This window comes from Pseudoclavibacter sp. CFCC 11306 (assembly GCF_008831235.1).
In the GTDB taxonomy this organism is placed as follows: domain Bacteria; phylum Actinomycetota; class Actinomycetes; order Actinomycetales; family Microbacteriaceae; genus Pseudoclavibacter_A.
This window is the reverse complement of record NZ_WBKF01000001.1, coordinates 288,926-314,304: the sequence shown is the minus strand read 5'-3', so window position 1 is coordinate 314,304 and position 25,379 is coordinate 288,926. Positions and strand designations below refer to the sequence as shown.

General features: G+C 66.3%; 20 protein-coding genes. 7 read left to right on the top strand and 13 right to left on the bottom strand.

Going from position 1 to position 25,379, the window contains the following annotated elements:
• Positions 1 to 3: 3 nt before the first annotated feature.
• Positions 4 to 1,422, bottom strand: coding sequence for a Fe-S cluster assembly protein SufB (sufB, locus tag F8O09_RS01345; protein ID WP_158031512.1), 1,419 nt, complete (start codon positions 1,420 to 1,422; stop codon positions 4 to 6).
• Between the two features lie 162 nt (positions 1,423 to 1,584).
• Between sufB and F8O09_RS01340 the strand changes: the two genes are divergently transcribed.
• Entirely contained in the window at positions 1,585 to 2,610 is a 1,026-nt protein-coding gene (locus tag F8O09_RS01340) for a COX15/CtaA family protein (protein WP_158054410.1), read from the top strand.
• A 23-nt stretch (positions 2,611 to 2,633) separates the two neighbouring features.
• On the opposite strand, the gene F8O09_RS01335 is transcribed toward F8O09_RS01340, so the two are convergent.
• Positions 2,634 to 3,026, bottom strand: a complete 393-nt coding sequence (locus F8O09_RS01335; RefSeq protein WP_158053679.1) for an MGMT family protein — start codon at positions 3,024 to 3,026, stop codon at positions 2,634 to 2,636.
• Positions 3,027 to 3,043: 17 nt separating this feature from the next.
• Complete coding sequence (locus F8O09_RS01330) at positions 3,044 to 4,081, bottom strand: heme o synthase (RefSeq protein ID WP_158053678.1); 1,038 nt, start codon at positions 4,079 to 4,081, stop codon at positions 3,044 to 3,046.
• 268 nt (positions 4,082 to 4,349) lie between these two features.
• Here F8O09_RS01330 and tkt point away from each other — a divergent pair, with 268 nt between their 5' ends.
• Genes tkt through pgl form a run of 6 tightly spaced genes read left to right on the top strand, consistent with a single transcriptional unit; the run spans position 4,350 to position 12,760 of the window.
• Positions 4,350 to 6,494, top strand: a complete 2,145-nt coding sequence (tkt, locus tag F8O09_RS01325; RefSeq protein ID WP_158053677.1) for a transketolase — start codon at positions 4,350 to 4,352, stop codon at positions 6,492 to 6,494.
• Position 6,495: 1 nt separating this feature from the next.
• The gene (gene tal / locus F8O09_RS01320; RefSeq protein WP_158053676.1) at positions 6,496 to 7,638 is read left to right on the top strand and encodes a transaldolase; all 1,143 of its coding nucleotides are present in this window, start codon (positions 6,496 to 6,498) and stop codon (positions 7,636 to 7,638) included.
• Positions 7,635 to 9,434: a glucose-6-phosphate isomerase gene (locus F8O09_RS01315; RefSeq protein WP_158053675.1), complete on the top strand. Its 1,800-nt coding sequence runs from the start codon at positions 7,635 to 7,637 to the stop codon at positions 9,432 to 9,434. Before tal ends, F8O09_RS01315 begins: the two co-directional genes overlap by 4 nt.
• A 35-nt stretch (positions 9,435 to 9,469) precedes the next feature.
• On the top strand, positions 9,470 to 11,005 hold the full coding sequence (zwf, locus tag F8O09_RS01310) for a glucose-6-phosphate dehydrogenase (RefSeq protein WP_158053674.1): 1,536 nt from the start codon (positions 9,470 to 9,472) through the stop codon (positions 11,003 to 11,005).
• Positions 11,002 to 11,943, top strand: coding sequence for a glucose-6-phosphate dehydrogenase assembly protein OpcA (locus tag F8O09_RS01305; RefSeq protein ID WP_192496706.1), 942 nt, complete (start codon positions 11,002 to 11,004; stop codon positions 11,941 to 11,943). Before zwf ends, F8O09_RS01305 begins: the two co-directional genes overlap by 4 nt.
• A complete protein-coding gene (gene pgl / locus F8O09_RS01300) occupies positions 11,933 to 12,760 on the top strand; it encodes a 6-phosphogluconolactonase (RefSeq protein WP_192497508.1) in 828 nt (275 codons plus the stop codon). Before F8O09_RS01305 ends, pgl begins: the two co-directional genes overlap by 11 nt.
• A gap of 35 nt (positions 12,761 to 12,795) precedes the next feature.
• Here pgl and F8O09_RS01295 read toward each other — a convergent pair whose 3' ends face one another.
• The 10 genes from F8O09_RS01295 to uvrA form a co-directional block, all read right to left on the bottom strand.
• Positions 12,796 to 14,028 carry a multidrug effflux MFS transporter gene (locus tag F8O09_RS01295; RefSeq protein ID WP_158053672.1) on the bottom strand — a complete coding sequence of 411 codons (1,233 nt, stop codon included), beginning with the start codon at positions 14,026 to 14,028 and terminating at the stop codon, positions 12,796 to 12,798.
• Positions 14,029 to 14,047: 19 nt separating this feature from the next.
• On the bottom strand, positions 14,048 to 14,296 hold the full coding sequence (gene secG / locus F8O09_RS01290) for a preprotein translocase subunit SecG (protein WP_158031523.1): 249 nt from the start codon (positions 14,294 to 14,296) through the stop codon (positions 14,048 to 14,050).
• Positions 14,297 to 14,404: 108 nt separating this feature from the next.
• Positions 14,405 to 15,301, bottom strand: a complete 897-nt coding sequence (gene tpiA / locus F8O09_RS01285) for a triose-phosphate isomerase (RefSeq protein ID WP_158053671.1) — start codon at positions 15,299 to 15,301, stop codon at positions 14,405 to 14,407.
• A complete protein-coding gene (locus F8O09_RS01280; protein ID WP_158053670.1) occupies positions 15,298 to 16,518 on the bottom strand; it encodes a phosphoglycerate kinase in 1,221 nt (406 codons plus the stop codon). The genes tpiA and F8O09_RS01280 overlap by 4 nt, the downstream gene beginning before the upstream one ends.
• 8 nt (positions 16,519 to 16,526) lie before the next feature.
• Entirely contained in the window at positions 16,527 to 17,537 is a 1,011-nt protein-coding gene (gene gap / locus F8O09_RS01275) for a type I glyceraldehyde-3-phosphate dehydrogenase (protein ID WP_158031526.1), read from the bottom strand.
• 249 nt (positions 17,538 to 17,786) lie between these two features.
• On the bottom strand, positions 17,787 to 18,407 hold the full coding sequence (locus F8O09_RS01270) for a superoxide dismutase (RefSeq protein WP_158053669.1): 621 nt from the start codon (positions 18,405 to 18,407) through the stop codon (positions 17,787 to 17,789).
• A 179-nt stretch (positions 18,408 to 18,586) separates the two neighbouring features.
• Positions 18,587 to 19,549 carry a DNA-binding protein WhiA gene (gene whiA / locus F8O09_RS01265; RefSeq protein ID WP_158031528.1) on the bottom strand — a complete coding sequence of 321 codons (963 nt, stop codon included), beginning with the start codon at positions 19,547 to 19,549 and terminating at the stop codon, positions 18,587 to 18,589.
• A gap of 6 nt (positions 19,550 to 19,555) precedes the next feature.
• Positions 19,556 to 20,503 carry an RNase adapter RapZ gene (rapZ, locus tag F8O09_RS01260; protein WP_412973564.1) on the bottom strand — a complete coding sequence of 316 codons (948 nt, stop codon included), beginning with the start codon at positions 20,501 to 20,503 and terminating at the stop codon, positions 19,556 to 19,558.
• On the bottom strand, positions 20,469 to 22,409 hold the full coding sequence (uvrC, locus tag F8O09_RS01255; RefSeq protein WP_158053667.1) for an excinuclease ABC subunit UvrC: 1,941 nt from the start codon (positions 22,407 to 22,409) through the stop codon (positions 20,469 to 20,471). The genes rapZ and uvrC overlap by 35 nt, the downstream gene beginning before the upstream one ends.
• Positions 22,410 to 22,411: 2 nt before the next feature.
• A complete protein-coding gene (gene uvrA, locus F8O09_RS01250) occupies positions 22,412 to 25,336 on the bottom strand; it encodes an excinuclease ABC subunit UvrA (protein ID WP_158054409.1) in 2,925 nt (974 codons plus the stop codon).
• Positions 25,337 to 25,379 lie beyond the last annotated feature (43 nt).

Genomic DNA, 25,379 nt, shown 5'->3' with positions numbered 1-25,379 from the left:
TTCCTAGCCCACTGATCCTTCCATTTGCACTTCGATGAGCTTGTTGAGCTCGAGGGCGTACTCCATCGGCAGCTCGCGCGCGATCGGTTCGATGAATCCGCGGATGATCATGGCCATCGCTTCGTCTTCTGGCATGCCTCGACTCATCAGGTAGAAGAGCTGCTCTTCGCTCACTTTGGAGACCGTCGCCTCGTGCCCCATGGTGACGTCGTCCACGCGGATGTCGACAGCCGGATAGGTGTCGGACCGGGAGATGTTGTCGACCAGCAGCGCGTCGCAGCGCACCGTGTTCGCCGAGTGGTGAGCGTTCTCGCCGAAGCGCACCTCGCCACGGTAGCCGGCACGACCGCCGCCACGGGCGATCGACTTCGAGACGATCGACGACTGAGTGTACGGCGCGAGATGAATCATCTTGGCGCCCGGGTCCTGATGCTGTCCCTCGCCGGCGAAGGCGACGGAGAGCGTCTCACCGCGAGCGTGCTCGCCGACCAGATAAATGCTGGGGTACTTCATCGTGACCTTCGAGCCGATGTTGCCGTCGATCCACTCCATCGTCGCCCCCTCCTCGGCGATGGCACGCTTGGTGACGAGGTTGTACACGTTGTTCGACCAGTTCTGAATCGTCGTGTAACGCACGCGTGCGTTCTTCTTCACGATGATCTCGACCACTGCGGAGTGCAGCGAGTCCGTCTTGTAGATCGGCGCGGTGCAGCCTTCGATGTAGTGCACGTAGCTGCCTTCGTCGGCAATGATCAGGGTGCGTTCGAACTGCCCCATGTTCTCGGTGTTGATGCGGAAGTATGCCTGCAGCGGAATCTCCACATGCACGCCCTTCGGCACGTACACGAACGAGCCGCCTGACCAGACGGCGGTGTTGAGCGCAGCGAACTTGTTGTCGCCTGCCGGGATGACCGTGCCGAAGTACTCTTCGAACAGGTCGGGGTGCTCACGCAGCGCGGTGTCGGTGTCCAGGAAGATCACGCCCTGCTCTTCGAGATCCTGGCGAATCTGGTGGTACACGACCTCGGACTCGTACTGTGCGGCCACACCGGCGACCAGTCGCTGTCGCTCGGCCTCGGGGATGCCGAGCTTCTCGTACGTCTTGCGGATATCTTCGGGCAGCTCTTCCCACGACTCGGCCTGCTTCTCGGTCGAGCGCACGAAGTACTTGATGTTGTCGAAGTCGACGCCGCTCAGATCTGCACCCCACATCGGCATGGGTTTGCGATCGAACATCTGCAGACCCTTGAGCCTGCGCTTCAGCATCCACTCAGGCTCGTTCTTGAGCTTGGAGATGTGGCGAACGACTTTCTCGCTCAGGCCGCGCTGGGCATGTTCGCCGGCGGCATCGGGGTCGGCCCAGCCGAATTCATACTGACCCAGGCCTTCGAGCTCGGGGTTCTTCTCGAGAATCTCGCTCACGGTAGTGTTTCCTCTCTCGCCCTCGTTCAGCGGTTGTTGCCGCCGGGCACGCTCACTCCTCACAGCGAGCAGTCTCCACTCTAGTCTGTGGTTCTCTTACTGCAACGGATATCTCGGGTGTCGCATTCCTCCGCACCGACGAGGTGCGAGATAATGGAAAACATGCATGCCCACGACCGCACAGACGGAGTCGCAGACGCTGCTCAGACAGCCGATTCCTCCGCTGAGAAGCGCCACTCCCCCGCACCACGCCCTTCCGTCGACCCTCTTCTCCGGGTTCCCGGCGTCGGTGTTCGCGCCGCAGCCATAGCCGCGCTGATCGCGAACGTCGTGATCATCGCGACCGGCGGTCTCGTGCGCCTGACCGGCTCAGGTCTCGGCTGCGACACCTGGCCGAAGTGCACCCCAGACGCGTTCACCACCACACCCGAGCAGGGCATCCACGGTCTCATCGAATTCGGCAACCGCACGCTGTCAGGTGTGATGCTGATCATCGCTCTGTGGGGACTCATCGCGGTCTACCGCGGCGCGCGACGCCGTCGCGATCTGATCACCTTGGCCTGGGTGCAGGCGGCCGGCATCATCGTGCAGGCGGTGGTCGGTGGCATGGTGGTGCTGTTCCATCTCACCTGGAACCTCGTCGGCTTCCACTACCTTCTGTCGATCGTGCTCGTCGCGTTCATGGCGGTCTTCGCGATTCGCGCGCATGCTCCGGGCGGCCCCCGTGCTCGGGCAGTGCGCCTGCCGACCCTGATTCTCACGCACGTCATGACCCTGGTGCTCGCGGTGACGGTGGTCGTCGGCGTCTTCGCCACGGGCTCAGGGCCGCACTCGGGCGATCCGTCTGAGGTCGTGCGCACCGGGTTCGACGCCGAGTTCGTCTACCACGTGCATGCCTGGTCAGGCTATGTGCTCTTCGCGCTGACGCTCGTGGTCGTCGTGCTCTCGCTGCGCGAGCACGTCGGATTCCGCAAATGGGCGGTCGCTCTGGTCTGCGTGCAGATCGTGCAGATCGTGGTCGGCATCTCGCAGGCCCGACTGCACCTGCCGGGCAGTCTGGTTCTCGTGCACATGGTGCTGGCCGCCGTGCTCACGGCCGCCGCCGTCGCGACCGTACTGGCGCTGAAACGACCGACCGCCGAGCTCGACGGGACTGCCGCAGGCAGGCCCGCAGGAGCCACCGCCTAGCGCATCCTCGATCTGACGTCCCGTCAGACCCGTGTCAGATCGTGGCCGGGATCGGCGCCGTTCAGTCGCACTTCTGCCACTGGAGCCGCCACGGCTGCCGCCTCAGGGGCGCCACCGGGCTGCGGCAAGGTCGACCGTGCCGTTCCACGCATCGGCGTCTGCTCCCGTTTATAGTGCAGCCGAGCCCGTTCTTCGAGTTCCGCAGGAAGAGAGCCCGTCGACGAGACGACACGCCACCACGGCAGGTCGGCTCCGCTGTCGCGCATGACCCGGCCGACGGCCCGAGAGGCGCGGGATCCGAGCAGCGCAGCGACGTCACCGTATGAGAGGGCCCGACCTGTCGGGATCATCGACACCAAGGCGAAGACCTGTTCAGAGAACGGCAGCGCCTCGAGGTCACGAGTCACGCCCGACATCGGTGAACTCACCCGCCTCAGAATGGCAGGTACAGCAGCGGATCGACCGCGACGGCGAGAAAGAGCAGGCTCAAGTAGGCGATCGAACCGTGGAACACGGTCATCGATCGGCTGCCGTCGCCGCGCAGGCTCTCGGAGTACAGCGCGTGCGTCTGCCACATGAACCAGCCGCCGCTCAGCACCGCGGTCACCGTGTAGATCCAGCCCATGCCGCCGATCGGGACGAGCAGCAGCGAACAGGCCACCAGAGCCCACGTGTACAGGACGATCTGCAGACCGACGACGCTGCGGCCGCGTACGACGGGAAGCATGGGCACGTCTGCGGTCGAATAGTCGTCTCGGTATTTGACCGCCAACGGCCAGTAGTGCGGCGGCGTCCACAGAAAGATCAGCCCGAACAGAATCAGCGATTCCCAGCTGAGCGACTCAGTGACCGCGGCCCAGCCGATGAAGACCGGCATGCAGCCTGCGATCCCGCCCCAGACGATGTTCTGCGAGGTGCGGCGCTTCAGCAGCATCGTATAGACGACCACGTAGAAGAAGATGGCGAAGGCCGACAGAAACGCGGCGAACCAGTTCGTGGTGGCCCAGAGCCAGCCGATCGAGATCAGACCAGCGATCCATGAGAAAGCGAGCGCCTGGCGGTCGGTGAGTTCGCCGGTGACGAGCGGACGATGCTGCGTGCGCTTCATCAGCCGATCGATGTCGCGGTCGAGGTAGCAGTTGAAGGCGTTCGCACTCGCAGCGCTCAGCGTGCCGCCGATCAGGGTGTTCAGCACGAGCCAGATGTTCGGGATGCCGTGGGCAGCGAGAATCATCGTGGGCACGGTCGTGACCAGCAGCAGCTCGATGATGCGCGGCTTGCTCAGTGCGAGATAAGCATGGAACCGACCGGTGAACCAGTCACGCCGCGTGCCGCCGGCGGCGAGCGCGGCCTTCAGACTGTGGTCGGCGGCAGGATGCGCTGTCTGGGGCGCGTCAGACGCTCTCGCCACGACGTCTGCACCGGTCTCGTCTTCGACCACAGCTGCGGGCTTGGACTCTACCTCGGACATACACCCTCATTCGGCAATCGTGGGAACGTGCACTCAGGACCCGCTGGGCAGGCGCAGACGCACAGGTTCTTTACAGTCTAAAGCAGGCGCCTGACAAGCGCCATGCTCGCTCCGCGCGCGTTGCGGGGCTCGCCGCGCGGGGCGTGCAGGCCTCTCGGCTCGTCGACGAGGGCTTCTCTATACTTGTTGCTGTCGTGCGTGCACGGCCGGGTCTGTGCCCGCGCCGGTGTCAGCACATCTGTATCCCGAGATACCGAGGAGACCCCGAGTGGCGACTTTGCAGTGGAATGACACGGACCGAAAGGCAGTCGACACCGCGCGCGTGCTCGCCGCCGATGCCGTTGAGAAAATCGGATCAGGGCATCCGGGCACGGCGATGAGCCTCGCCCCCGTCGCCTATCTGCTCTATCAGCAGTTTCTGCGGCACGATCCGTCAGATCCGAACTGGATCGGCCGTGACCGGTTCGTTCTTTCACCCGGGCACACCTCCCTCACGCTCTACACGCAGCTCTTCTACTCCGGCTACGGCCTCGAGCTGAAAGACCTCGAACAGCTGCGCGCACCGGGGTCGCTGACTCCCGGTCACCCCGAGTACGGTCACACGCCGGGCGTCGAGATCACCACCGGCCCCTTGGGCCAGGGGCTCGCCAGCGCCGTCGGCTTCGCCTACGCGCAGCGCTACGAACGCACTCTGTTCGACCCTGAGGCTCCGGCTGGTCAGAGTCCCTTCGACCATACAATCTGGGTGATCGCCTCGGACGGCGACCTGCAGGAGGGCGTGACCAGCGAGGCCAGCTCGCTCGCCGGCAGCCAGGAGCTCGGCAACCTCGTGGTCATCTATGACGACAATCACATCTCGATCGAGGACGACACGAACATCGCCTTCAGCGAAGACGTCCTCGCCCGCTACGCCTCGTACGGCTGGCACACCCAGCGTGTGGACTGGACCGCTACGGGCGAGTACCGCGAAGACATGCCCGCGCTCTTCGACGCGCTGACCAGTGCCAGAGCCGAGACGAAGCGCCCGTCGATCATCGCGCTGCGCACCATCATCGGCTGGCCCAGCCCGAACAAGCAGAACACGGGCGGCATCCACGGTTCGAAGCTCGGCACCGACGAACTGCGTGCACTGAAAGAGCACCTTGGATTCGATCCCGAGCAGCATTTCGTCGTCGACGACGACGTGCTCGCTCACGTTCGAGAGGTTCGCGACCGCGGCGCTGAACTGCATCGCCGGTGGAACGCCGACTTCCAGGCCTGGCAGCAGCGCGAGCCAGAACGCGCCGCTCTGCTGCAGCGGCTGCAGCAGGGGCGTCTGCCCAGCGAGCTGCAGCAGGCGCTGCCGGAGTTCGAGGCCGGCACGTCGCTGGCCACCCGCGCCGCCAGCGGCAAGGTCATCAACGCACTGGCTCCTCTGCTCCCCGAGCTGTGGGGCGGTTCGGCCGACCTCGCAGGCTCGAACAACACCACGATCACCGGCGCAGACTCCTTCGGCCCCGTCGATCGCGGCACCGACACCTGGCACACGTCGCCCGGTGGACGAGTGCTGCACTTCGGCATCCGCGAGCACGCCATGGCCTCCATTCTCAACGGCATCGTGCTGCACGGCCCGACTCGGCCGTTCGGCGGCACCTTCCTCATCTTCAGCGACTATCAGCGCCCCGCACTCCGGCTGGCCGCGCTGATGGGCGTGCCGTCGATCTTCGTCTGGACACATGACTCCATCGGCCTCGGCGAAGACGGCCCGACCCATCAGCCGGTCGAACAGCTCGCGTCGCTGCGTGCCATCCCGGGATTCACCGTCGTGCGTCCCGCCGACGCCAACGAGACCGCCTATGCCTGGCTCGGCATGCTCGGCCAGCGCAGCGGCCCGGCAGGCATCGTGCTCACCCGCCAGGGCGTGCCCACGTTCGAACGCGCCGAGAGCCCCGTCGGCGATCGGCTGGCCCCTGCTCGCGGCACGCTGCGCGGCGCCTATGTGCTCGCCGAGGCGCGCAGCGGCAGCCCCGAGGTGATCCTCATCGCCACCGGCAGCGAGGTGCAGCTGGCTCTTGAGGCTCGCCTGACACTTGAAGACGAGGGCATCTCGACGCGAGTGGTGTCGGCCCCCAGCCTCGAATGGTTCGAGAACCAGGACGACGACTACCGCGAGAGCGTGCTGCCCGGCAGCGTGCGTGCACGCGTCTCGGTGGAGGCCGGCACGGCACTCACATGGCGCGGCATCGTCGGTGACTTCGGTCGCAGCGTGAGCCTTGAGCACTACGGCGCCTCGGCCGACGCCAAGACGCTGTTCACACAGTTCGGCATCACGGCCTCGGCGGTCGTCGAGGCCGCCCACAGCTCGCTCAACGCCGCACACGCCGGCCTGCAGATCTCAGGCGCTGCCGGCGACGAGCAGAATCAGGAGAACTGACATGACCGCATCCTCCGACGCATCATCAGCCGACGCACCGCTCTCGGCGCTCGGCGACCTCTCTGCAGCTGGCGTGAGCGTCTGGCTCGACGACCTCAGCCGATCGCGCATCCGCACCGGCGATCTGCAGCGGCTGATCAACACCCGTGACGTCGTCGGCGTCACGACCAACCCCAGCATCTTCGACGCCGCACTGGCCGACGGGGCTGCCTACGCCGATCAGCTCGATCAGCTGGCTGCCGCCGGAGCATCCGCAGACGAGGCGGTGCGGCAGCTGACCACGGTGGACGTCGCCGAAGCGGCCGAGCTGCTGCGCCCGATCTACAAGCAGTCGAACGGAGTCGACGGCCGGGTCTCGATCGAGGTCGACCCGTTTCTCGCGCACGACACCGAGGCGACGCTGGCGCAGGCACGAGACCTCTGGCGGGAGATCGCCCGCCCGAACCTGATGGTCAAGATTCCCGGCACCGAAGAGGGTCTGCCCGCAATCGCCGATGCGACGGCAGCGGGCATCAGCGTCAACGTCACGCTGATCTTCGGGGTCGACCGGTACCGCGAGGTCATCAACGCCTACCTGACCGGCCTGGAGCGCGCACACGCCGACGGCATCGACATCTCGAGCATCCACTCGGTCGCCTCGTTCTTCGTCTCTCGCGTCGACGTCGAGGTGAACAAGCGCCTCGACGCGTTGGGCGTCAGCCACGACGAAGGCCTGCACAACACCGCCGCTCTCGCCAACGCACGGGCCGCATATCAGGCGTTCACCGACTCGCTCGACACCGAACGCTGGCGCACACTCGCTCAGCGCGGCGGCAACCCGCAGCGTCCGCTCTGGGCCTCCACCGGTGTGAAAGACCCCGAGCTGCCAGACACCACGTACGTGACCGGGCTGGTCGCAGAGCACACCGTGAACACGATGCCCGAGAAGACCCTCGAAGCCACTTTCGACCACGGAGTCATCGGCCCCGAGCGCATTCCCGACCAAGTCGAAGCCGCTGTCGAGCAGCTCGATCGCCTCGCCGCCGTCGGCATCGATCTGCACGACGTGACCACGGTGCTCGAAGCCGAAGGGGTCACAAAGTTCACCGATGCGTGGACGCATCTGCTCGAAACCGTCGATACCGCTGTCAAGGAGCGCCGATGACCACCGAACCCAGCACACCAGCCGCAACGCCGACCCAGCATCCGCTGCGCGTCGTCACGCCCGGGGCACTCGCCGACCGGGCGCAGCCCGCCCTGCGGCGCCTGATCGACGAGCGCTTCGCCTCTCGTCTCGCCGCAGGCGACGCCACGATCTGGGGTGCCGACGCTCAGCCGGAGGCCGCCAAGCGGCTTGGCTGGGTGCACGCTGACGCCGTCAGCGCGCCCTTGGTCGACGAGATCGTCGCACTGCGCGACCATCTGCATGCGCAGGGCGTCGACCGAATCGTTCTCGCCGGCATGGGTGGTTCGTCACTGGCTCCCGAGGTGATCACCATCGCCGCCGACGTCGCCCTGCACATTCTCGACACGACCGACCCGCAGCAGCTGCGTCGCGTACTCGATCACGACATCGAACGCACCGCACTGGTCGTCTCGTCAAAGTCGGGGTCGACGCTCGAGACCGACTCACAGCGTCGTGCCTTCGCCGCGGCGTTCACCGCTGCCGGCATCGACCCGGCCGAGCGCATCATCATCGTGACCGACCCCGGTTCGCCGCTCGACGCGCTGGCCCGCCAGGCCGGGCACCACGTCTTCAACGCAGACCCGAACGTCGGCGGTCGATATTCGGCGCTGACCGCGTTCGGCCTCGTGCCGTCGGGCCTCGCCGGAGCCGACATCGCAGGTCTGCTCGCCGACGCGCATGCGGCACTCCCCGCACTGCTCGCCGATGCCGAGTCGAACCCGGCTCTACAGCTCGCGGCCGCTCTCGCCGCCGATCCTGAGCATGTCGACAAGTTCGCGGTGGCCTGCGAGGATGCCGGCCGACTCACCGACCTGCCGGCATGGATCGAGCAGCTGGTCGCCGAGTCGACGGGCAAGCTCGGTCGCGGGGTGCTGCCGATCGCCGTGGACACCGGAGAATTCGAGGTCGCCGCCGAAGACCGGCGTGACTCGACGGCCGCTGCGCGACTGGCCGAGCTCACCGGAGCCCCCAAGCCGAACCGCCCGGCCGACGTCGTGCCTGTCGCCGTGGTGGACGCCCTGCCGGATGCCCCTGCCGACCATGCGGTCTGGGTGGCCGGCTCGCTGGGCGCACAGTTCATGACCTGGGAGATCGCCACGGCTGCGCTCGGTCTGCTGCTCGGCATCAATCCCTTCGACCAGCCCGATGTCGAGAGCGCGAAGGCCGCGGCTCGCGACCTCCTCGAGCACCCGGTCGAAGGCGGCGCTCCGCTGCTGGTCGACGACACGCTCGCCCTCTTCGTTCCGGGCACCGACGAGGCGGCCTCGGCCGTCGCATCCGCCAGCACGCTCGAAGGGGCGCTGCGACGGCTGCTCGGCCAGGTCGACCCGGCGCTCGGTTACGTGGCCGTGCAGGTCTATGCCGACCGTGAGGGGCTTGCCGACCTCGGCGAGCGTCGCGGGCGTCTGGCCGCCGCGCTGCGCCGCCCCGTGACCTTCGGCTGGGGGCCGCGCTTTCTGCACTCGACCGGGCAGTACCACAAGGGCGGCCCCGCTCAGGGCGTCTTCCTGCAGCTCACCCGTGTGAGCGACGATCCGCTCCCCATTCCCGAGCGACCGTTCGGCTTCGCCCAGCTCATCCGGGCACAGGCGACCGGCGACGCCCAGGTGCTCGCAGCACACGGTCTGCCGGTGCTGCGCATCGAGGCGTCCGACGACGCCGGGCTGGCACGTGCGCTGGATGTCGCAGTACGGGTCGCATCGCAGGTGACGGACGCCCGTGACTCCTCCGGCGCCGGTCTCTCGGGGCGCGACACGAACTCGCAGTCACGATGACCGCCGGTTCTCGGGGTCCGTTCGAGCAGCTGGCGATGCAGCCCGCTGATCTGCAGCTGAACCCGTTGCGCAGCAGCAACGATCGTCGGCTGCTGCGCATCGCGGGGCCGGCCGCCCTGGTGATCTTCGGCGTCACCGGCGACCTCGCCCAGCGCAAACTGCTGCCGGCGATCTACGACCTCGCCAACCGAGGCCTGCTCTCGCCGGCGTTCAGTCTGGTCGGCTTCGGGCGTCGCGAGTGGAGCGATCAGCAGTTCGCCGAATTCGTGCTGACAGCGGTCAGGAACGGTGCTCGCACGCCGTTTCGTCAGAAGGTGTGGGATCAGCTGGCTGCCGGCCTGCGGTTCGTGACCGGTGCCTTCGACGACCCGGACGCCTACATCGCCCTCGACGACACGCTCTCGGAGCTGGCGCGCACGCGCGGCACTCGAGGCAACGCGGCGTTCTATCTGTCGATCCCGCCGCGCCACTTCTCGGCCGTCTGCGACCACCTGGCTCGTCAGGGGCTGGCCAACCACGACGATCAGACCTGGCGTCGTGTCGTCATCGAGAAGCCCTTCGGGCACGACCTGCGCAGTGCTCAGGCGCTGAACGCGGTCGTCGAGCGGGTGTTCGCGCCAGACGACATCTTTCGCATCGACCATTACCTCGGCAAAGAGACCGTGCAGAACATTCTGGCGTTCCGATTCGCCAACTCGATCTTCGAGCCGCTCTGGAACGCCAACTACGTCGATCACGTGCAGATCACCATGGCCGAAGACATCGGCATCGGCGGCCGTGCGGGCTATTACGACGGCATCGGCGCAGCGCGCGACGTCATCCAGAACCACCTGCTGCAGCTGCTGGCTCTGACGGCGATGGAAGAGCCCACGTCGCTCACCCCGTCTGCCCTGAGAAGAGAGAAGATCAAGGTGCTGGGCGCGCTCGGTCTGCCCGACGATCTTGCGGTGCACACCGCACGCGGACAGTACTTGGGCGGGTGGCAGGGCGGCCGACAGGTGCGCGGCTATCTGGACGAGGAGGGCATCGCGCCCGACTCCGTCACCGAGACCTACGCCGCATTCCGCGTCGACGTGCACACACGCCGCTGGGCCGGTGTGCCCTTCTACCTGCGAGCCGGCAAACGACTCGGCCGCCGCGTGACCGAGATCGCCCTCGTCTTCAAGCAGATTCCGCAGCAGCTCTTCGGCACCCATCAGACCGCCGCGCTCGGCCCGAACGCCCTGGTCATCCGCGTGCAGCCCGACGAGGGCATCACGCTGCGCTTCGGCTCGAAGGTGCCCGACACCAACATGACGGTGCGCGACGTGAGCATGGACTTCACCTACGGCCACTCGTTCGCCGAGGCCAGCCCTGAAGCCTACGAACGGCTGATCCTCGACGTGCTGCTCGGCGACCCGCCCCTGTTTCCGCGACACCGCGAGGTCGAACTCGGCTGGCAGGTGCTCGACCCGATCGAGCAGTTCTGGGCCTCGAACGGCCGCCCAGAGGGCTACCGAGCCGGCACATGGGGGCCCTCCAGTGCCGATCGCATGCTGGCCCTCGACAACAGAGAGTGGCGTCGCCCATGATCATCGATCTCACTGACACAGACACGCCGTCGATCTCGAAGCGGCTGAGTCGGGAGCGCGAGGCCACCGGCTTCAGCGCTCTAGGACGCGTGCTCACACTGGTCGTGATCGCACGAGCCGACGACGAGGCACGAGCGATCGCCACCGCAGTCGCCGCGTCTCAGGAGCATCCGATGCGGGTGCTCGTGCTGATCCCGCAGCCCGAAGCCGACGCCGACCGGCTCGACGCACAGCTGCGCCTCGGCAACGACACTGGCGCCAGCGAGGTGATCGTGATGCGCGCCCTCGGTGCGGTCGCCTCGGCCCTTGACACGATCGTGATCGGTCTGCTGCTGCCCGATGCCCCGGTCGTGCTCTGGCTGGCCAACGGCGATGTGGATGCCCCGCTCGGGTCGCTCGCAGAACTCGCGGCTCGGCGTGTCTCAGACGTCGGCCGCTGCAGCGATCCGGTCGGTTCTCTGCTCGACGCCGCCCGCGCCTATCGACCGGGCGACACCGACCTGGCATGGTCGCAGATCAGCGTGCTGCGCGCCCAGCTCGCGGCGACTCTCGACCAGCCTCCGCATCTGACCGTGACAGCCGCTGCGCTCACCGGCAGCCCGAACTCGCCGGAGTTCCTGCTGCTCTCCGCGTGGCTGGCGCTGCGTCTCGGCGTTCCCGTCGCCATGCACGACTCGACGTCGTCACTGCCGGTGTCCGAGGTCCGACTCACCCGCCCCGACGGAGACATCGTTCTCTGCGGCGATCCGGCCGCAGGCATGAGCCGGCTCACGCTCCCGGGGCTCCCCGAGCAGCAGCTGCCCCTCACCCAGCGCACCGAAGCGGAGTGTCTCTCTGAGGAGCTGCGCCGACTCGACCAGGACCGCGTCTTCGGCGAAGTGCTGCGCTCGGGACTGCCGCTGATTCTCGAAGCACAGGGCGACGATGATGACGCCTGAGCCCGAGTCAGCAGCCGGCGTCACGCGACCGCCGCTCACCCATCTGCAGGTGCCGAACGTCCAGGCGGGCGTTTCCGCGGCCGTCGAAACGGTGCTGCAGCGTCTCAGCGCGTTCGCCGCGAGACGCCGCACCGAGAATCCCTTCGCCGACTCACCGGGTCTGTCCGGCGAACAAGCGGTGTCGGCTCGTGCGTTCAATCTGGCGCTGACCGGCGGCGGATCGGGCTCGGCCGTGACTCAGACACTCGCCGAGCACGCCGAGATCGACTGGTCGATGGTGCACCTCTGGTACGGAGACGAACGGTGGGTCGACCGAGGCTCGGCCGATCGCAACGATGTGGTGGCGCTCGACGCGCAGCACCGTCGAGCAGCCTTCGCCGAAGCCGAGCTGCATCGCATCGCCGCTGCAGACGACGGGATCTCCGTCGAGGCCGCCGCCTCGGCCTATGCCGTCGATCTCGCCACCAATGTGTCGCAGCGCGATCCGGAGTCAGCACTGCCGGCGCTCGACCTCGTGCTGCTTGGTGTGGGCCCCGACGGGCACGTCGCCTCGATCTTTCCCCACCATCAGAGCGCTGTTGCGGGTTCGAGCGACAGCCCCGCCAGCACCATCGCCGTGCGCAGCAGTCCGAAGCCTCCCCCGACTCGGGTGTCGCTGACGCTCAGCACGATCCGCGCCGCCAGCCATGTCGTGCTCATCGCCTGCGGCGACGAGAAGCGTGCTGCCGTTCGAGAGATCCTCGCCGGCGAGCCTCTGCCTGCAGGACTGGCCCGGGGGCGTCGTTCGACTCTGCTCATCAGCACTCCGCAGAGCTGATGCGGCCGCACCGCGGCTGACGCGACGTGGCTCGGTCAGCCGAAGTGCAGGGCGCGGGACTCCTTCGTGCAGAGCAACGCTGCGAAGGCCGCCACCAGCGCGCAGGCGAGCATGACCGCCACGACGGTGTGAAGCGAAATGCTCCCAGTGATCGTGACCATCGGGGTGACCGCAGCTGCCAGTGCATACTGCGAAGCGCCCATGAGCGCGGATGCGATGCCTGCGCCACGCCGCTGTCGGCCCAGTCCCAGCGCCGTGCTGTTGGCGATGATGACGGGGAACGGCGCCCCTGCGAGGCTGACCAGCACGAGCAGAGCCCAGAGAGCCGGTGCGCTCGATCCTGTGCCGGCATCCGTCGCCGACACGACGACGAACAGAACCACGGCGCAGCACGCCTGAAAGACGACGGCGGTCACCAGCAGACGCCACATGCCCAGACGGCGCACGAGACGCGTATTGAGCACGCCGGCGGCCAATGTGCCGACTGCGAAGATCGCCATGCAGAGAGAGAACTGGCGTTCGTCGAGGCCGTAGACGAGCTGAAGCACGACAGAAGAGCTCGAGATCCAGGTGAAGAGCACGCCGAAGCCGAAGACCTGCATGAGGGTGAACCCGATGAACGACCGGTCTCGCATGACAGAGCCGAGCATGCTGCCGACCTCTCGGAGCCCGCCACGCACCCGTCCGGTGGCCGGCAGAGACTCCCCCAGCACGAAGACACTCGCGAGCAGCATCAGCACGGCCACGCAGGTGAGCACCCACAGCACGCCTCGCCAGCCGATGTGAGGAATGAGCAGGCCACCGGCGACCGGAGCGAGCACAGGCGCGAGACCGTTGACGATGCCGATGAAGCCGAAGAGTCTCGCCAGCTGCACGCCGTGGCTGACATCACGAGCGATGGCGCGACCGATGACGACGCCGGCACACCCGCTGAACCCCTGGATGAAACGCCAGATGCAGAGCCACACGATGCTCGGTGACATCGTGGCGAACAGGCTCGAGACGACGAAGAGCGCTCCGGCCGCGAGCAGCGGCCGACGCCGACCGAGCATGTCACTGGCCGGCCCCCAGAACAGCTGCCCGCCGCCCATGCCGAGCATGAAGAGCGAGAGAGTGAGCTGCACCGACGCCTGTGAAGTCTGCAGGTCGCCTGAGACCAGGGGGAACCCCGGCAGGTACATATCGGTCGCCAGAGGTGCGACCATGCTGAGCAGGCCGAGGGCGCCGATCAGCGCCGGCCCGTACTTCGGGGCCGTTGTGTGGGTCACTGTGGAGCTGAGTGTGCGGTCAGATCTGGCCGAAACGAATCATCAGGCCGATGCCGACGATCGAGACGAACCAGAGCACTGAGACCACGACGGTGATGCGATTCAGGTTGCGCTGGGCCACGCCCGACGCACTGAGGCTGCTGGTGGTGCCGCCGCCGAACATGTCGCTCAGGCCGCCGCCACGCCCCTTGTGCAGCAGGATGAGCAGTGTCAGCAGGATGCTGGTCACTGTCAGCAGCACATTGAGCACGATGATGAGAGCAGTCACGATGGCCTTTCGTCGTCAGGATGCCCAGCACGGAGCCGGGCAACATCCGCCAGTATACCGGGGATGTCACCCGACGGCATCTTCCGCACGGCGGCGGGTCGCCAGACGTCAGGCGGTGCGCACGTGACGACGAAACTGAGCGATGCCCGCAAAGCTGGCGGCATCGAGGCTCGCGCCGCCCACCAGGGCACCGTCGATGTCGGGCTGAGCGAGGAAGCCCGCGACGTTGTCGACGGCGACCGAGCCGCCGTAGAGGATGCGCGTGGCCGCTGCGACGGCGTCGGCACGCTCGGCCCCCAGCGGCGCGCGCAGCGCCTCTCCGAGGGCTCCGCGCAGACGCCCGATGACTTCTTGGGCCTGCTGCGCAGTCGCGGCCTTCCCGCTGCCGATGGCCCACACCGGCTCGTAGGCGATGACGATCTCGGCCGTCTCGCCGGCATCCGCACGCTTGGCCAGTTCAGCTGCGAACTCGGACACTGCCCCCTGAAGCTGCTGGACGGGAACCGCCGCCGGGCCTTTCGCCTCAAGGTCGGCTGCCGTCTCACCGACGCAGATCAGCGGAACCAGCCCGTGGCGGATTGCCGCCAGAGCCTTGCGTCCGACCTGAGCGTCGTCTTCGTGGTGGTACGACCGTCGCTCAGAGTGCCCGACGATCGCGTACTTGGCGTCGAGGCGGTTCAGGAAGGCACCCGAGATGTCTCCGGTGAATGCCCCGTGGTCGTGTTCGGAGACATCCTGCGCGCCGAAGGTGATCGGCAGTTTGTCAGCCGCGACCAGCGACTGCACCGACCGCAGGTCGGTGAACGGCGGGAAGACGGCCACTTCGACGTCGTCGAAGTCGTGATCGGCGTCACGCAGCGTCCAGGCGACCTTCTGCACCAGCGCGATGGCGTGCAGATGGTCGATGTTCATCTTCCAGTTGCCCGCGATCAGCGGAGTGCGCTCCCCGACGGGGTGCGCTCCTGCGGAACGGTCCTCGGTTCGTTTGCTGTTGCGCAGACTCATTCGGCCGACCACCCCAGCACGTCGAGGCCGGGCAGAGCCTTGCCTTCGAGCAGTTCGAGGCCGGCGCCGCCGCCGGTCGAGATGTGGCCGAAGTCACGCTCGGTGTAGCCGAAGGAACGTGCGGCCGCAGCCGAGTCACCGCCTCCGACGACGCTGTACCCCTCGGTCTCGGTCAGCGCACGCGCGACGGCACGGGTGCCGCCGGCGAACGCCGCGAACTCGAACACGCCCATCGGGCCGTTCCAGAACACGGTCTTCGACTGCCGGATGACCTCGGCGAACTGTTCGGCGGTCTTGGGGCCAACGTCGAGTCCCATGACGTCGGCGCCGAGATCGCTCGCTTCGATCGCATCGACCGCGGTCACGCGGTGGGCGGCGTCTTCTGCGAAGCGGTCGGCCACGATGATGTCGACCGGAAGCTGCAGGTGCACGCCGAGGCGCTCGGCCTCGTCGAGATAGCCGCGCACGGTGTCGATCTGATCTGCCTCGACCAGGCTCTTGCCGATCTTCTCGCCGCGTGCGGCCAAGAAGGTGTACACCATTCCTCCGCCGATGAGCAGGTGATCGACTTTGGGCAGCAGATTGTCGATGACGGCGAGCTTGTCTGAGACCTTCGCTCCGCCGAGCACGACAGTGTAGGGATGCTCCGGCGAGCCGAGCAGATGGCCGAGGGCCTGCAGCTCGGTCTCGATCAGCAGCCCCGCGGCGTGCGGCAGCAGGGTGGCCAGCTCGTACACGCTGGCCTGTTTGCGATGCACGACGCCGAAACCGTCTGATACGAACGCGTCGCCGAATGCGGCGAGCTGTGCGGCGAACGCACGGCGCTCCTCTGCGTCCTTCGACGTCTCAGCGGCGTTGAAGCGCAGATTCTCGAGCAGTACGACGCCGCCCTCTCCGAGCTCACCGATCTGCTGACGGGCGGAGTCGCCCACGGTGTCGGTCGCGAACGCGACCTCCGTGCCCAGCAGCTCGCCCAGGCGCACGGCCACCGGCTCGAGTGAGAGCTCGGGAACGACCTGTCCTTTGGGGCGCCCCAGGTGGGCCACGATGATCAGGCTGGCACCGGCTTCGAGCAGCCGACGATACGTCGGCAGCGATGCACGGATGCGGCCGTCATCGGTGATGGCGCCGTCTTTGAGCGGCACATTGAGGTCGCTGCGCACGATGACGCGGCGTCCGGCGAGCGAGCCGAGCGATTCAATCGTCTTGAGAGACATGTGCAGGCTCAGCCCAGCTTCGACGCGACGAGCTTGGTCAGGTCGACGACGCGGCTCGAGTAGCCGAACTCGTTGTCGTACCAGCCGACGAGTTTCACCGTGCTGCCGACGACGCGAACCAGAGGGGCGTCGAAGACGGTCGAGTACTGGTTGCCGACGATGTCGCTCGAGACGATGGGAGCCTCGCTGTACTGCAGGTAGCCCTTGAGCGTGGTGGCAGCCGCCTCGCGGTAGACGGCGAGGATGTCGTCGACCGTGACCTGCTTCGACGACTCGATCGTCACATCGGTCAGCGAGCCGTCGGGCACCGGCACGCGCACGGCATAGCCGTCGAGCTTGCCCTTGAGCTCGGGGATGACGAGGCCGATGGCCTTGGCGGCACCCGTCGTGGTCGGCACGATGTTGATCGCGGCCGCGCGGGCACGGCGCAGGTCTTTGTGCTTGGAGTCGACGAGACGCTGGTCGCCGGTGTATGCGTGCACGGTGGTCATGAGGCCGCGTTCGATGCCGAAGGTGTCGAGGAACGGCTTCAGCAGGGGCGCGAGGCAGTTCGTGGTGCACGACGCGTTCGAGATGACGTCGTGTCGCTCGGGATCGTAGAGGTCGTCGTTGACGCCCATGACGAATGTGGCGTCTTCGTGCTTGGCCGGAGCCGTGATGATGACCTTCTTGGCCCCCGCCTCGATATGAGCCCGGGCGTTGTCGGCGTCGTTGAACTTGCCGGTGCCCTCGATCACGATGTCGACGCCCTGATCGCCCCAGCCGAGCTCGCGAGGATCGCGTGAGCTGAGCGCCGTGATCTCACGGCCGTCGACGATGAGCTTGCCCGGTGCCGTCTCGACGTCATGGTCCCAGATGCCGTGCACGGAATCGTACTTGAGCAGGTGAGCCTGGGTCTCCAGGTCGCGAAGGTCGTTCGCGGCGACGATCTCGAAATTGGTGTCCTGCTGGTCGAGAGCCGCACGCAGGACAGTCCTGCCGATGCGACCGAATCCGTTGATCCCAACCCGAACTGTCACGAGCGTTCTCCTTCGATGCTTCGATGCGTCACGTATTCGACGGGAGATGTCCCGCCACAGCCATTCTACTGAACTCCGTCAGGCTCCGCCGCTCGGGCGCTCGAAGAGGCCGACCGTCGCAGCGAGATCCATCCCCCGAAACGCAAAGCACCCCACGGCATCCGTCGGATGCGTGGGGTGCTCGGTCGACCGGGAGTGTCTCTCGGTCTGTGCGCTGAGGCGATCGTCCGCCTCTTCGGCCCGGGACGGTCAGAGGGTGATGATGCCCTGAGTGCCGTTCTTGGCGGCTGCGAAGCGCTCGGCGACGTTCTGCCAGTTCGCGATGTTCCAGATCGCCTTGACGTAGTCGGCCTTCACGTTCAGGTAGTCGAGGTAGAAGGCGTGCTCCCACATGTCGACCAGGAACACCGGCACGGTCGCCGCAGCGTGGTTCGACTGGTGATCGTGCAGCTGCTCGATGATGAGGCGCTGGCCGAGGCTGTCCCATGACAGGGCAGCCCAGCCCGAACCCTGGATGCCCAGCGCTGCGGCCGCGAACTGCGCCTGGAAGTTCTCGAACGAGCCGAAGAACTCGGTGATGGCGGCGTCGAGCTCACCCTCGGGACGCTGCGTGTCGGGGCCGAGGTTGGTCCAGAAGATGGTGTGGTTGACGTGGCCGGCCAGGTTGAAGGCGAGATCCTTCTCAAGCTGGTTGATGTCGCCGTAGCTGCCGCCCTCGCGAGCGGCCTCGAGCTTCTCGAGTGCGCTGTTGGCGCCCTTGACGTAGTTCGCATGGTGCTTGTCGTGATGCAGCTCCATGATCTTTCCGCTGATCGACGGCTCCAGCGCCGAGTAATCGTAGGGAAGATCGGGAAGGGTGTAGACAGACATGACAACTCCTCACAGTTCACAGATGTGACGGTCGAAACCGACCGCCCTGTGTGCGAGTGTACTCAGCTGTGGCGGCGAACGACGCAAGAGATGCGCAATGTCATACGACGTTCACTGACCGCGAAATGCTTGTTCGGTCAATTGCCTGAAGACGGCGTGCGCACCTGTCTGAGGGTCGATCAGCGCACGCTGTCGGGCACGTTGGCCTCGGTGCCCGGCACTCCCAGCTCTTTCGCACGGCGATCGGCCATGGCCAGCAGACGACGGATGCGACCGGCCACGGCATCCTTCGTCAGCACGGGATCGGCGAGGCGGCCCAGTTCGTCGAGACTCGCCTGCCGGTGCTGCAGGCGAAGATCGCCTGCCTGACGCAGATGATCGGGGATGTCGTCGCCGAGGATCTCGAGCGCCCGCTCGACGCGCGCGCTGGCTGCGACGGCTGCCTGAGCCGAGCGCCGCAGGTTCGCGTCGTCGAAGTTCACCAGTCGGTTGACGTTGGCTCGCACTTCACGACGGTGCCGCACCTCTTCCCACTCTTCGAGCGTATGCGTCGCGCCGAGCAGGCGCAGCATCGTCGCGATCGCCTCGGGCTCGCGCACCACCACTCGGTGCGACCCGCGGATCTCGCGTGCCTTCGTGACGACGCCGACGCGACGGGCCGTGCCCACGAGGGCCATCGCCGCCTCAGCGACCGGGCACACCACTTCGAGTGCCGAGCTGCGCCCGGGATCGCTCAGCGAGCCGGCCGCCAGAAACGCTCCCCGCCAGACGGCGCAGGAGATCTCGGGCGAACCGTTGACCAACGCGCTCGGCAGACCGCGCACGGGACGATTGCGGGTGTCGGTCATCCCGGTCTGGCGAGCCAGAATCTCTCCCCCGCGCGGGATGCGCAGCACGTACTCGCCGGGTGCTCCGACGCTCTCGACGAGCTGTGCCGGAGCACCGTACAGTTCGGCAAGGCCGCGCCGCACCCGTTCAGTGAGTTCGGGAGAGTCGAGCACGACCTCGATGACGATATGACCGGAGATGTGATGCAGACCGCCCGCGAAACGCAGCAGACTGGCGAGCTCAGCTGCGCGCAGTCGACCGGTCGGGTATCGGTGCCTCATGAGCTCCTGTTTGACTTGGGCTGTCAGTGGCACCGCAGGTCATTCCTTTCCAAGGTCTCTGTGTGTGACTTCGACGATGAGATCTGGGTGTTTGCGCAGTCTGCGCGCCATCTCGTTCGCCGTGGCCACCGAGCGATGTTTGCCTCCCGTGCACCCGAAGGCGAACATCGCGTGACGCTTGTTCTCACGCAGATATCCGTCTATCACTGTGCCCAGCACACGCTCGTAGTCACTCAGGAACTCCTGTGCTCCTGGCTGGCCGAGCACATATTCTCTCACATCGTCGTCAGCACCGGTGTGCGCTCGAAGCTCTTCGACCCAGAACGGATTCGGCAGAAAGCGCATGTCTGCCACCATGTCGGCGTCGAGCGGAATGCCGTATTTGAAGCCGAAACTGGTGATCGTCACGGTGACGGTGTCGGCCTGGTCGCCGCCGAAGAGGTCAAAGGCACGGTTGGTCAGCTGATGCACGTTGAGACCGGTGGTGTCGATGATGGTGTCGGCACGACCGCGCAGTCCCGCAAGCAGCTGACGCTCAGCCCGGATGCGCTCGACCAGCGTGCCACCGCTCTGCAGCGGGTGCGGACGCCGCACCTTCTCGAATCGCCGAACGAGTTCGGCGTCGCTCGCCTCGAGATAGACCACACGCATCGGCACGGCGAGGCCGTTGAGCGCATCGAGCTGTGCGTCGAGATCGCTGAACACCGTGCCCCCGCGCACGTCGATGACGACAGCCAGGCGACGGATGTCGTGCTCGCCGTCTTCGACGAAGTGCGCCAGCGGAACCAGCATCTTGGGCGGCAGGTTGTCGATCACGTACCAGCCCATATCTTCAAGCGCGTTCGCAACGGTCGAGCGTCCGGCACCTGAGAGCCCGGTCAGGATCAGAAACTCGCTGCGCTCTGCGTTCGGCTGCGCGCCTGCGGACGTCGCAGAGTCCGCCTGCACGGGGTCACTCTGCACTGTCTCGCTCACGCTCGCCTTCATGATCATCAACCTTAGCCCGATTGCGGTGCTGCCATTCAGCGAGTCTCTGGGCCGTCGTCGCGCCGATGCCGGGCACGGCGCAGAGCTCATCGACGCCGGCCTCGGCTACACGGGCCGGAGAGCCGAAGTGACGCAGCAGATCGCGTGCGCGACGGTCGCCGATGCCCGGCACTGCGGCGAGGTCGGTCTCATAGGCTTTGGTGCGGGAGTTGCGCTGGTAGGTGATCGCGAATCGATGGGCCTCGTCACGGATGCGCTGCACCATGAACATCGCCTCGCTGTTGCGCGGGAGGATCACCGGGTAGTCGTCGTCCGGCACCCAGAGCTCCTCGAGGCGTTTGGCGATGCCGGCCAACGCGATGCGGTCGGCGAACCCGTGCTCTTCGAGCGCACGCTTCGCGGCCGCCACCTGAGGTGCACCGCCGTCGACGATGATGAGGCTCGGAAAGTACTGGAACGAGTTCTGCCGAGGGTCTCGGGGAGCATCCGAGGGCGATCCCGCCGGACTCTGCTGCTCCCGCAGATGTGCGAGACGACGTGAGATGACCTGGTGGATCGAGGCGGTGTCGTCGTTGGTGCCCACGATCGAGAACTTGCGGTAGTCCCGCTTCTTCGGCAGGCCGTCTTCGAAGACCACCATCGAGGCCACGACATCGGTGCCGCCGAGATGTGAGATGTCGTAGCACTCCATGCGCAGCGGCGCTTCGCTCATGCCCAGCGCCCGCGCGATCTCGGTCAGAGCGCTGCTGCGCGCCACATAGTCGCTGGCACGCTTCATCTTGTACTGCCTCAGCGCCTCAGCGGCGTTCGTGGTGACCGTCTGCTGCAGCGAGAGCTTCTCACCGCGCTGCGGCACGCGAAGATGGACCGGACCGCCCCGACGACGCTCGAGCAGCTCGGTGACGGCCTCGGCATCCGCCGGCATCGCAGGCAGCAGAATCTGCACCGGCACGGTCAGGGGACGATCCGCATCATCGAGATAGACGTGCTGCAGCGCCTGAGCCAGGAACTCGGAGTCAGGCATCTCGAGCTCTTTGTCGATGAGCCAGGTGCGCACGCCGCGAATGCGTCCGCCGCGAACCATGAACACGTGCACGGCTGCGTGCAGATCGTCGTCGCTGATGCCGAGCACGTCGGCGTTCTCGTGGTCGGAGAGCACGACCGCCGTCGAGGCGAGCACGGAGTCGAGGGCCTGCAGCTGATCACGCAGCCGCGCCGCCTGCTCGAACTCGAGGTCGTCGCTGGCGCGCTGCATCCGCTGCCGCAGGTCACGAATATAGGTCTGATCCTGACCTGCCATGAAGCGGATCACGTGCCGAGCGGTCTCTCTGTGCTCTTCGATCGAGACCCGACCGACGCAGGGGGCCGAGCATTTGCCGATGTCGCCGAGCAGACAGGGCTTGCCGGTGCGCTGTGCGCGCTTCAGCGTGGAGGCCTTGCAGCTGCGCATCGGGAACACTTTGAGCAGTGAGTCGATGGTCGAGCGCAGGTCGTAGACCTTGACATACGGCCCGAAGTATCGATCGCCCTTTTTGTGCCGGCCCCGTGTGATCGTGACGCGAGGGATCTCTTCGGACATCGTGAGTGCGAGGTACGGGTACGACTTGTCGTCTTTGAACTGCACGTTGAACGGCGGATCGAACTCTTTGATCCAGGTGTATTCGAGCTGCAGCGCCTCGAACTCGCTGCCCACGATCGTCCACCGCAGCTCACGGGCGGTCGTGACCATGCGTCGAGTGCGCTCGTGCAGCGTGTGCAGCGGAGCGAAGTAGCTGCTGAGCCGTGCACGCAGGTTCTTCGCCTTGCCGACGTAGATCACGCGGCCGTTGGCGTCGAGCCACCGGTACACTCCCGGCTTCGACGGGATGTCACCCGTGCGCGGTCGCCACGAGAGGTCTTCGGCCACGGTCAGCGGGCCTTCCCCGCCGAACTCGTCGCTGCGCCCTCAGCCGGGGGCGTCGCGGCATTTCGGTCGAAGATCTCGGCCAGGAATGCTCCAGTGTGGCTCTCAGGCACCCGGGCGACCTCTTCCGGGGTGCCCTCAGCGACGACCGTGCCACCGCCCGAGCCGCCCTCAGGCCCCATGTCGATGATCCAGTCGGCGCTCTTGATCACGTCGAGGTTGTGCTCGATGACGATCACCGTATTGCCCTTGTCGACGAGTTCGCGCAGCACGATGAGCAGCTTGCGCACGTCTTCGAAGTGCAGACCCGTCGTGGGCTCGTCGAGCACATAGACGCTTCGCCCGTTCGAACGACGCTGCAGTTCGGTGGCGAGCTTCACGCGCTGGGCCTCTCCGCCCGAGAGCGTCGTGGCGCTCTGCCCCAAGGTCACGTAGCCGAGCCCGACGTCGACCAGCGTCTTCATGTAACGGTGGATGCTGTTGATCGGCTCGAAGAACTCGGCGGCCTGAGCGATGGACATGTCGAGCACCTCGGCGATGTTCTTGCCCTTGTAGCGCACGGCGAGCGTGTCGCGGTTGTATCGAGCGCCGTGGCAGACCTCGCAGTCGACATAGACGTCTGGCAGAAAGTTCATCTCGATCTTGAGCGTGCCGTCGCCGTTGCAGGCCTCGCAGCGGCCTCCCTTGACGTTGAACGAGAAGCGACCTGGAAGGTACCCGCGCGCCTGAGCCTCGGGCGTCTGCGCGAAGAGCTTGCGAATCTGATCGAACACTCCAGTGTAGGTCGCCGGGTTCGACCGCGGAGTGCGGCCGATCGGACTCTGATCGACGTGCACCACTTTGTCGAGCTGTGAGATGCCGGTGATGCGAGTGTGTTTGCCGGCCACGTTGCGCGCATGGTTGAGCTTCTGAGCGAGCACGCGATAGAGGATGTCATTGACCAGCGTAGACTTGCCCGAACCGCTGACCCCGGTCACCACGGTCATCACCCCGATCGGGAAGCTCACGTCGACGTCGCGCAGATTGTTCTCACGAGCGCCCACCACCGAGATCTGTCGCTGCTTCGAGGTGCGGTGTCGCTTCTCGGGCAGCGGGATGCTGCGGCGCCCCGCCAAGTAGTCGCCCGTGATCGAGTCGCGATTCTGCAGCAGGGCCTCGTAACTGCCCGAGTGAATCACTCGGCCGCCGTTGACGCCCGCACCCGGGCCGATGTCGACGATCCAGTCGGCTGCCTGAATGGTCTCTTCGTCGTGCTCGACCACGAGCAGCGTGTTGCCGAGATCTCGAAGCTTGCGCAGCGTCGCGATCAGCCGGCGGTTGTCACGTTGGTGCAGCCCGATCGAGGGCTCGTCGAGCACGTACAGCACTCCGGTCAGACCTGATCCGATCTGCGTCGCCAGGCGGATGCGCTGGGCCTCACCGCCGGAGAGCGTTCCAGCAGTACGCGAGAGCGAGAGGTAGTCGAGGCCGACCTCGAGCAGAAAGTCGAGTCGGGCGCGCACCTCGCGCAGCACCGGCTCGGCGATTGCCGTCTCACGCTGGCCGAGACGCAGGTGGCTGAAGAACTCGGCGGTCTGGTCGAGCGGCATCTTGACGACGTCCCAGATGCTGAGGCCGTCGACTTTGACCGAGAGCACCTCTGGCTTCAGTCGGGCTCCGTGGCACACTGAGCAGGGCACCTCGCGCAGGTACGGTTCGTAGCGATCACGCTGCGCGTCGCTCTCGGCTTCGAGCCAATGACGGTGCACGTAGGGCAGCACTCCTTCGAACCCGCTGGTGTACTTGATCTCGCGTCCGAAGCGGTTGCGGTAGCGCACCTTCACGTTGAAGTCTTTGCCGTTGAGCACCAGCGCCCGGGCTTTCGCACTGAGCTTGTGCCATGACGTGTCGAGCGAGAAGCCGTTCTCATCGGCCAGGCCTTCGAGCACGTGCTCGAAGAAGTGCGAGAGCCCTTTGCTCTGCGTGCTCCACGGCAGAATGGCTCCGTCGTGAATCGACGCCTCAGGGTCGCCGATGACCAGTTCTTCGTCGACGCTCATCGCCGTGCCGAGGCCGGAGCACTCGGGGCAGGCGCCGAAGGGTGCGTTGAACGAGAAGGTCCGCGGTTCGAAGTCGGTGACCGTGATGGTGTGGCCGTTGGGGCACGAGAGGTCTTCGCTGAAGACCCGCTGACGCTCCCCTGACTCGTCGTCATCGGAGCGATCGACGAAGTCGGCGATCACCAGTCCGTCCGCCGCTTTCAGCGCCGTCTCGACCGAATCGGTGAGCCGCGTGTCGATTCCCGGCCGCGCAACCAGACGGTCGACGACCACCGAGATGTCGTGTTTGAAGGTCTTCTTCAGCTTGGGCGCCTCTGAGAGCTGCACAGTCTCTCCGTCGACGACGGCACGTGCGAAGCCCTGGGCCTGCAGGTTGGCCAGAAGGTCGACGAACTCGCCCTTGCGCTGACGCACCACCGGGGCGAGCACTTGGAAGCGCGTGCCCTCTGGCAGTTTGAGCAGTTCGTCGACGATCTGCTGCACCGTCTGACGCTGAATCACCGCGTCGCACACCGGGCAATGCGGAGTGCCCGCACGGCTGAACAGCAGTCTCAGATAGTCGTAGATCTCGGTGATGGTGCCGACGGTCGACCGCGGGTTGCGGTTCGTCGACTTCTGATCGATCGAGACCGCGGGGCTCAGCCCCTCGATGAAGTCGACGTCGGGGCGGTCGACCTGCCCGAGAAACTGCCGCGCATAGGCAGAGAGGCTCTCGACGTAGCGACGCTGCCCCTCGGCGAAGATGGTGTCGAAGGCGAGTGACGACTTGCCCGAGCCGCTGAGCCCGGTGAAGAGCACCAACGAATCGCGGGGAAAGCTCACATCGATGTTGCGCAGGTTGTGCACCCGCGCGCCGCGCACCTCGATACGGTCGTTGGCTCGTTTCTGCATGCGACCGGGATGTGCGCTGCGAGTCTCAGCGGATTCCGACTGG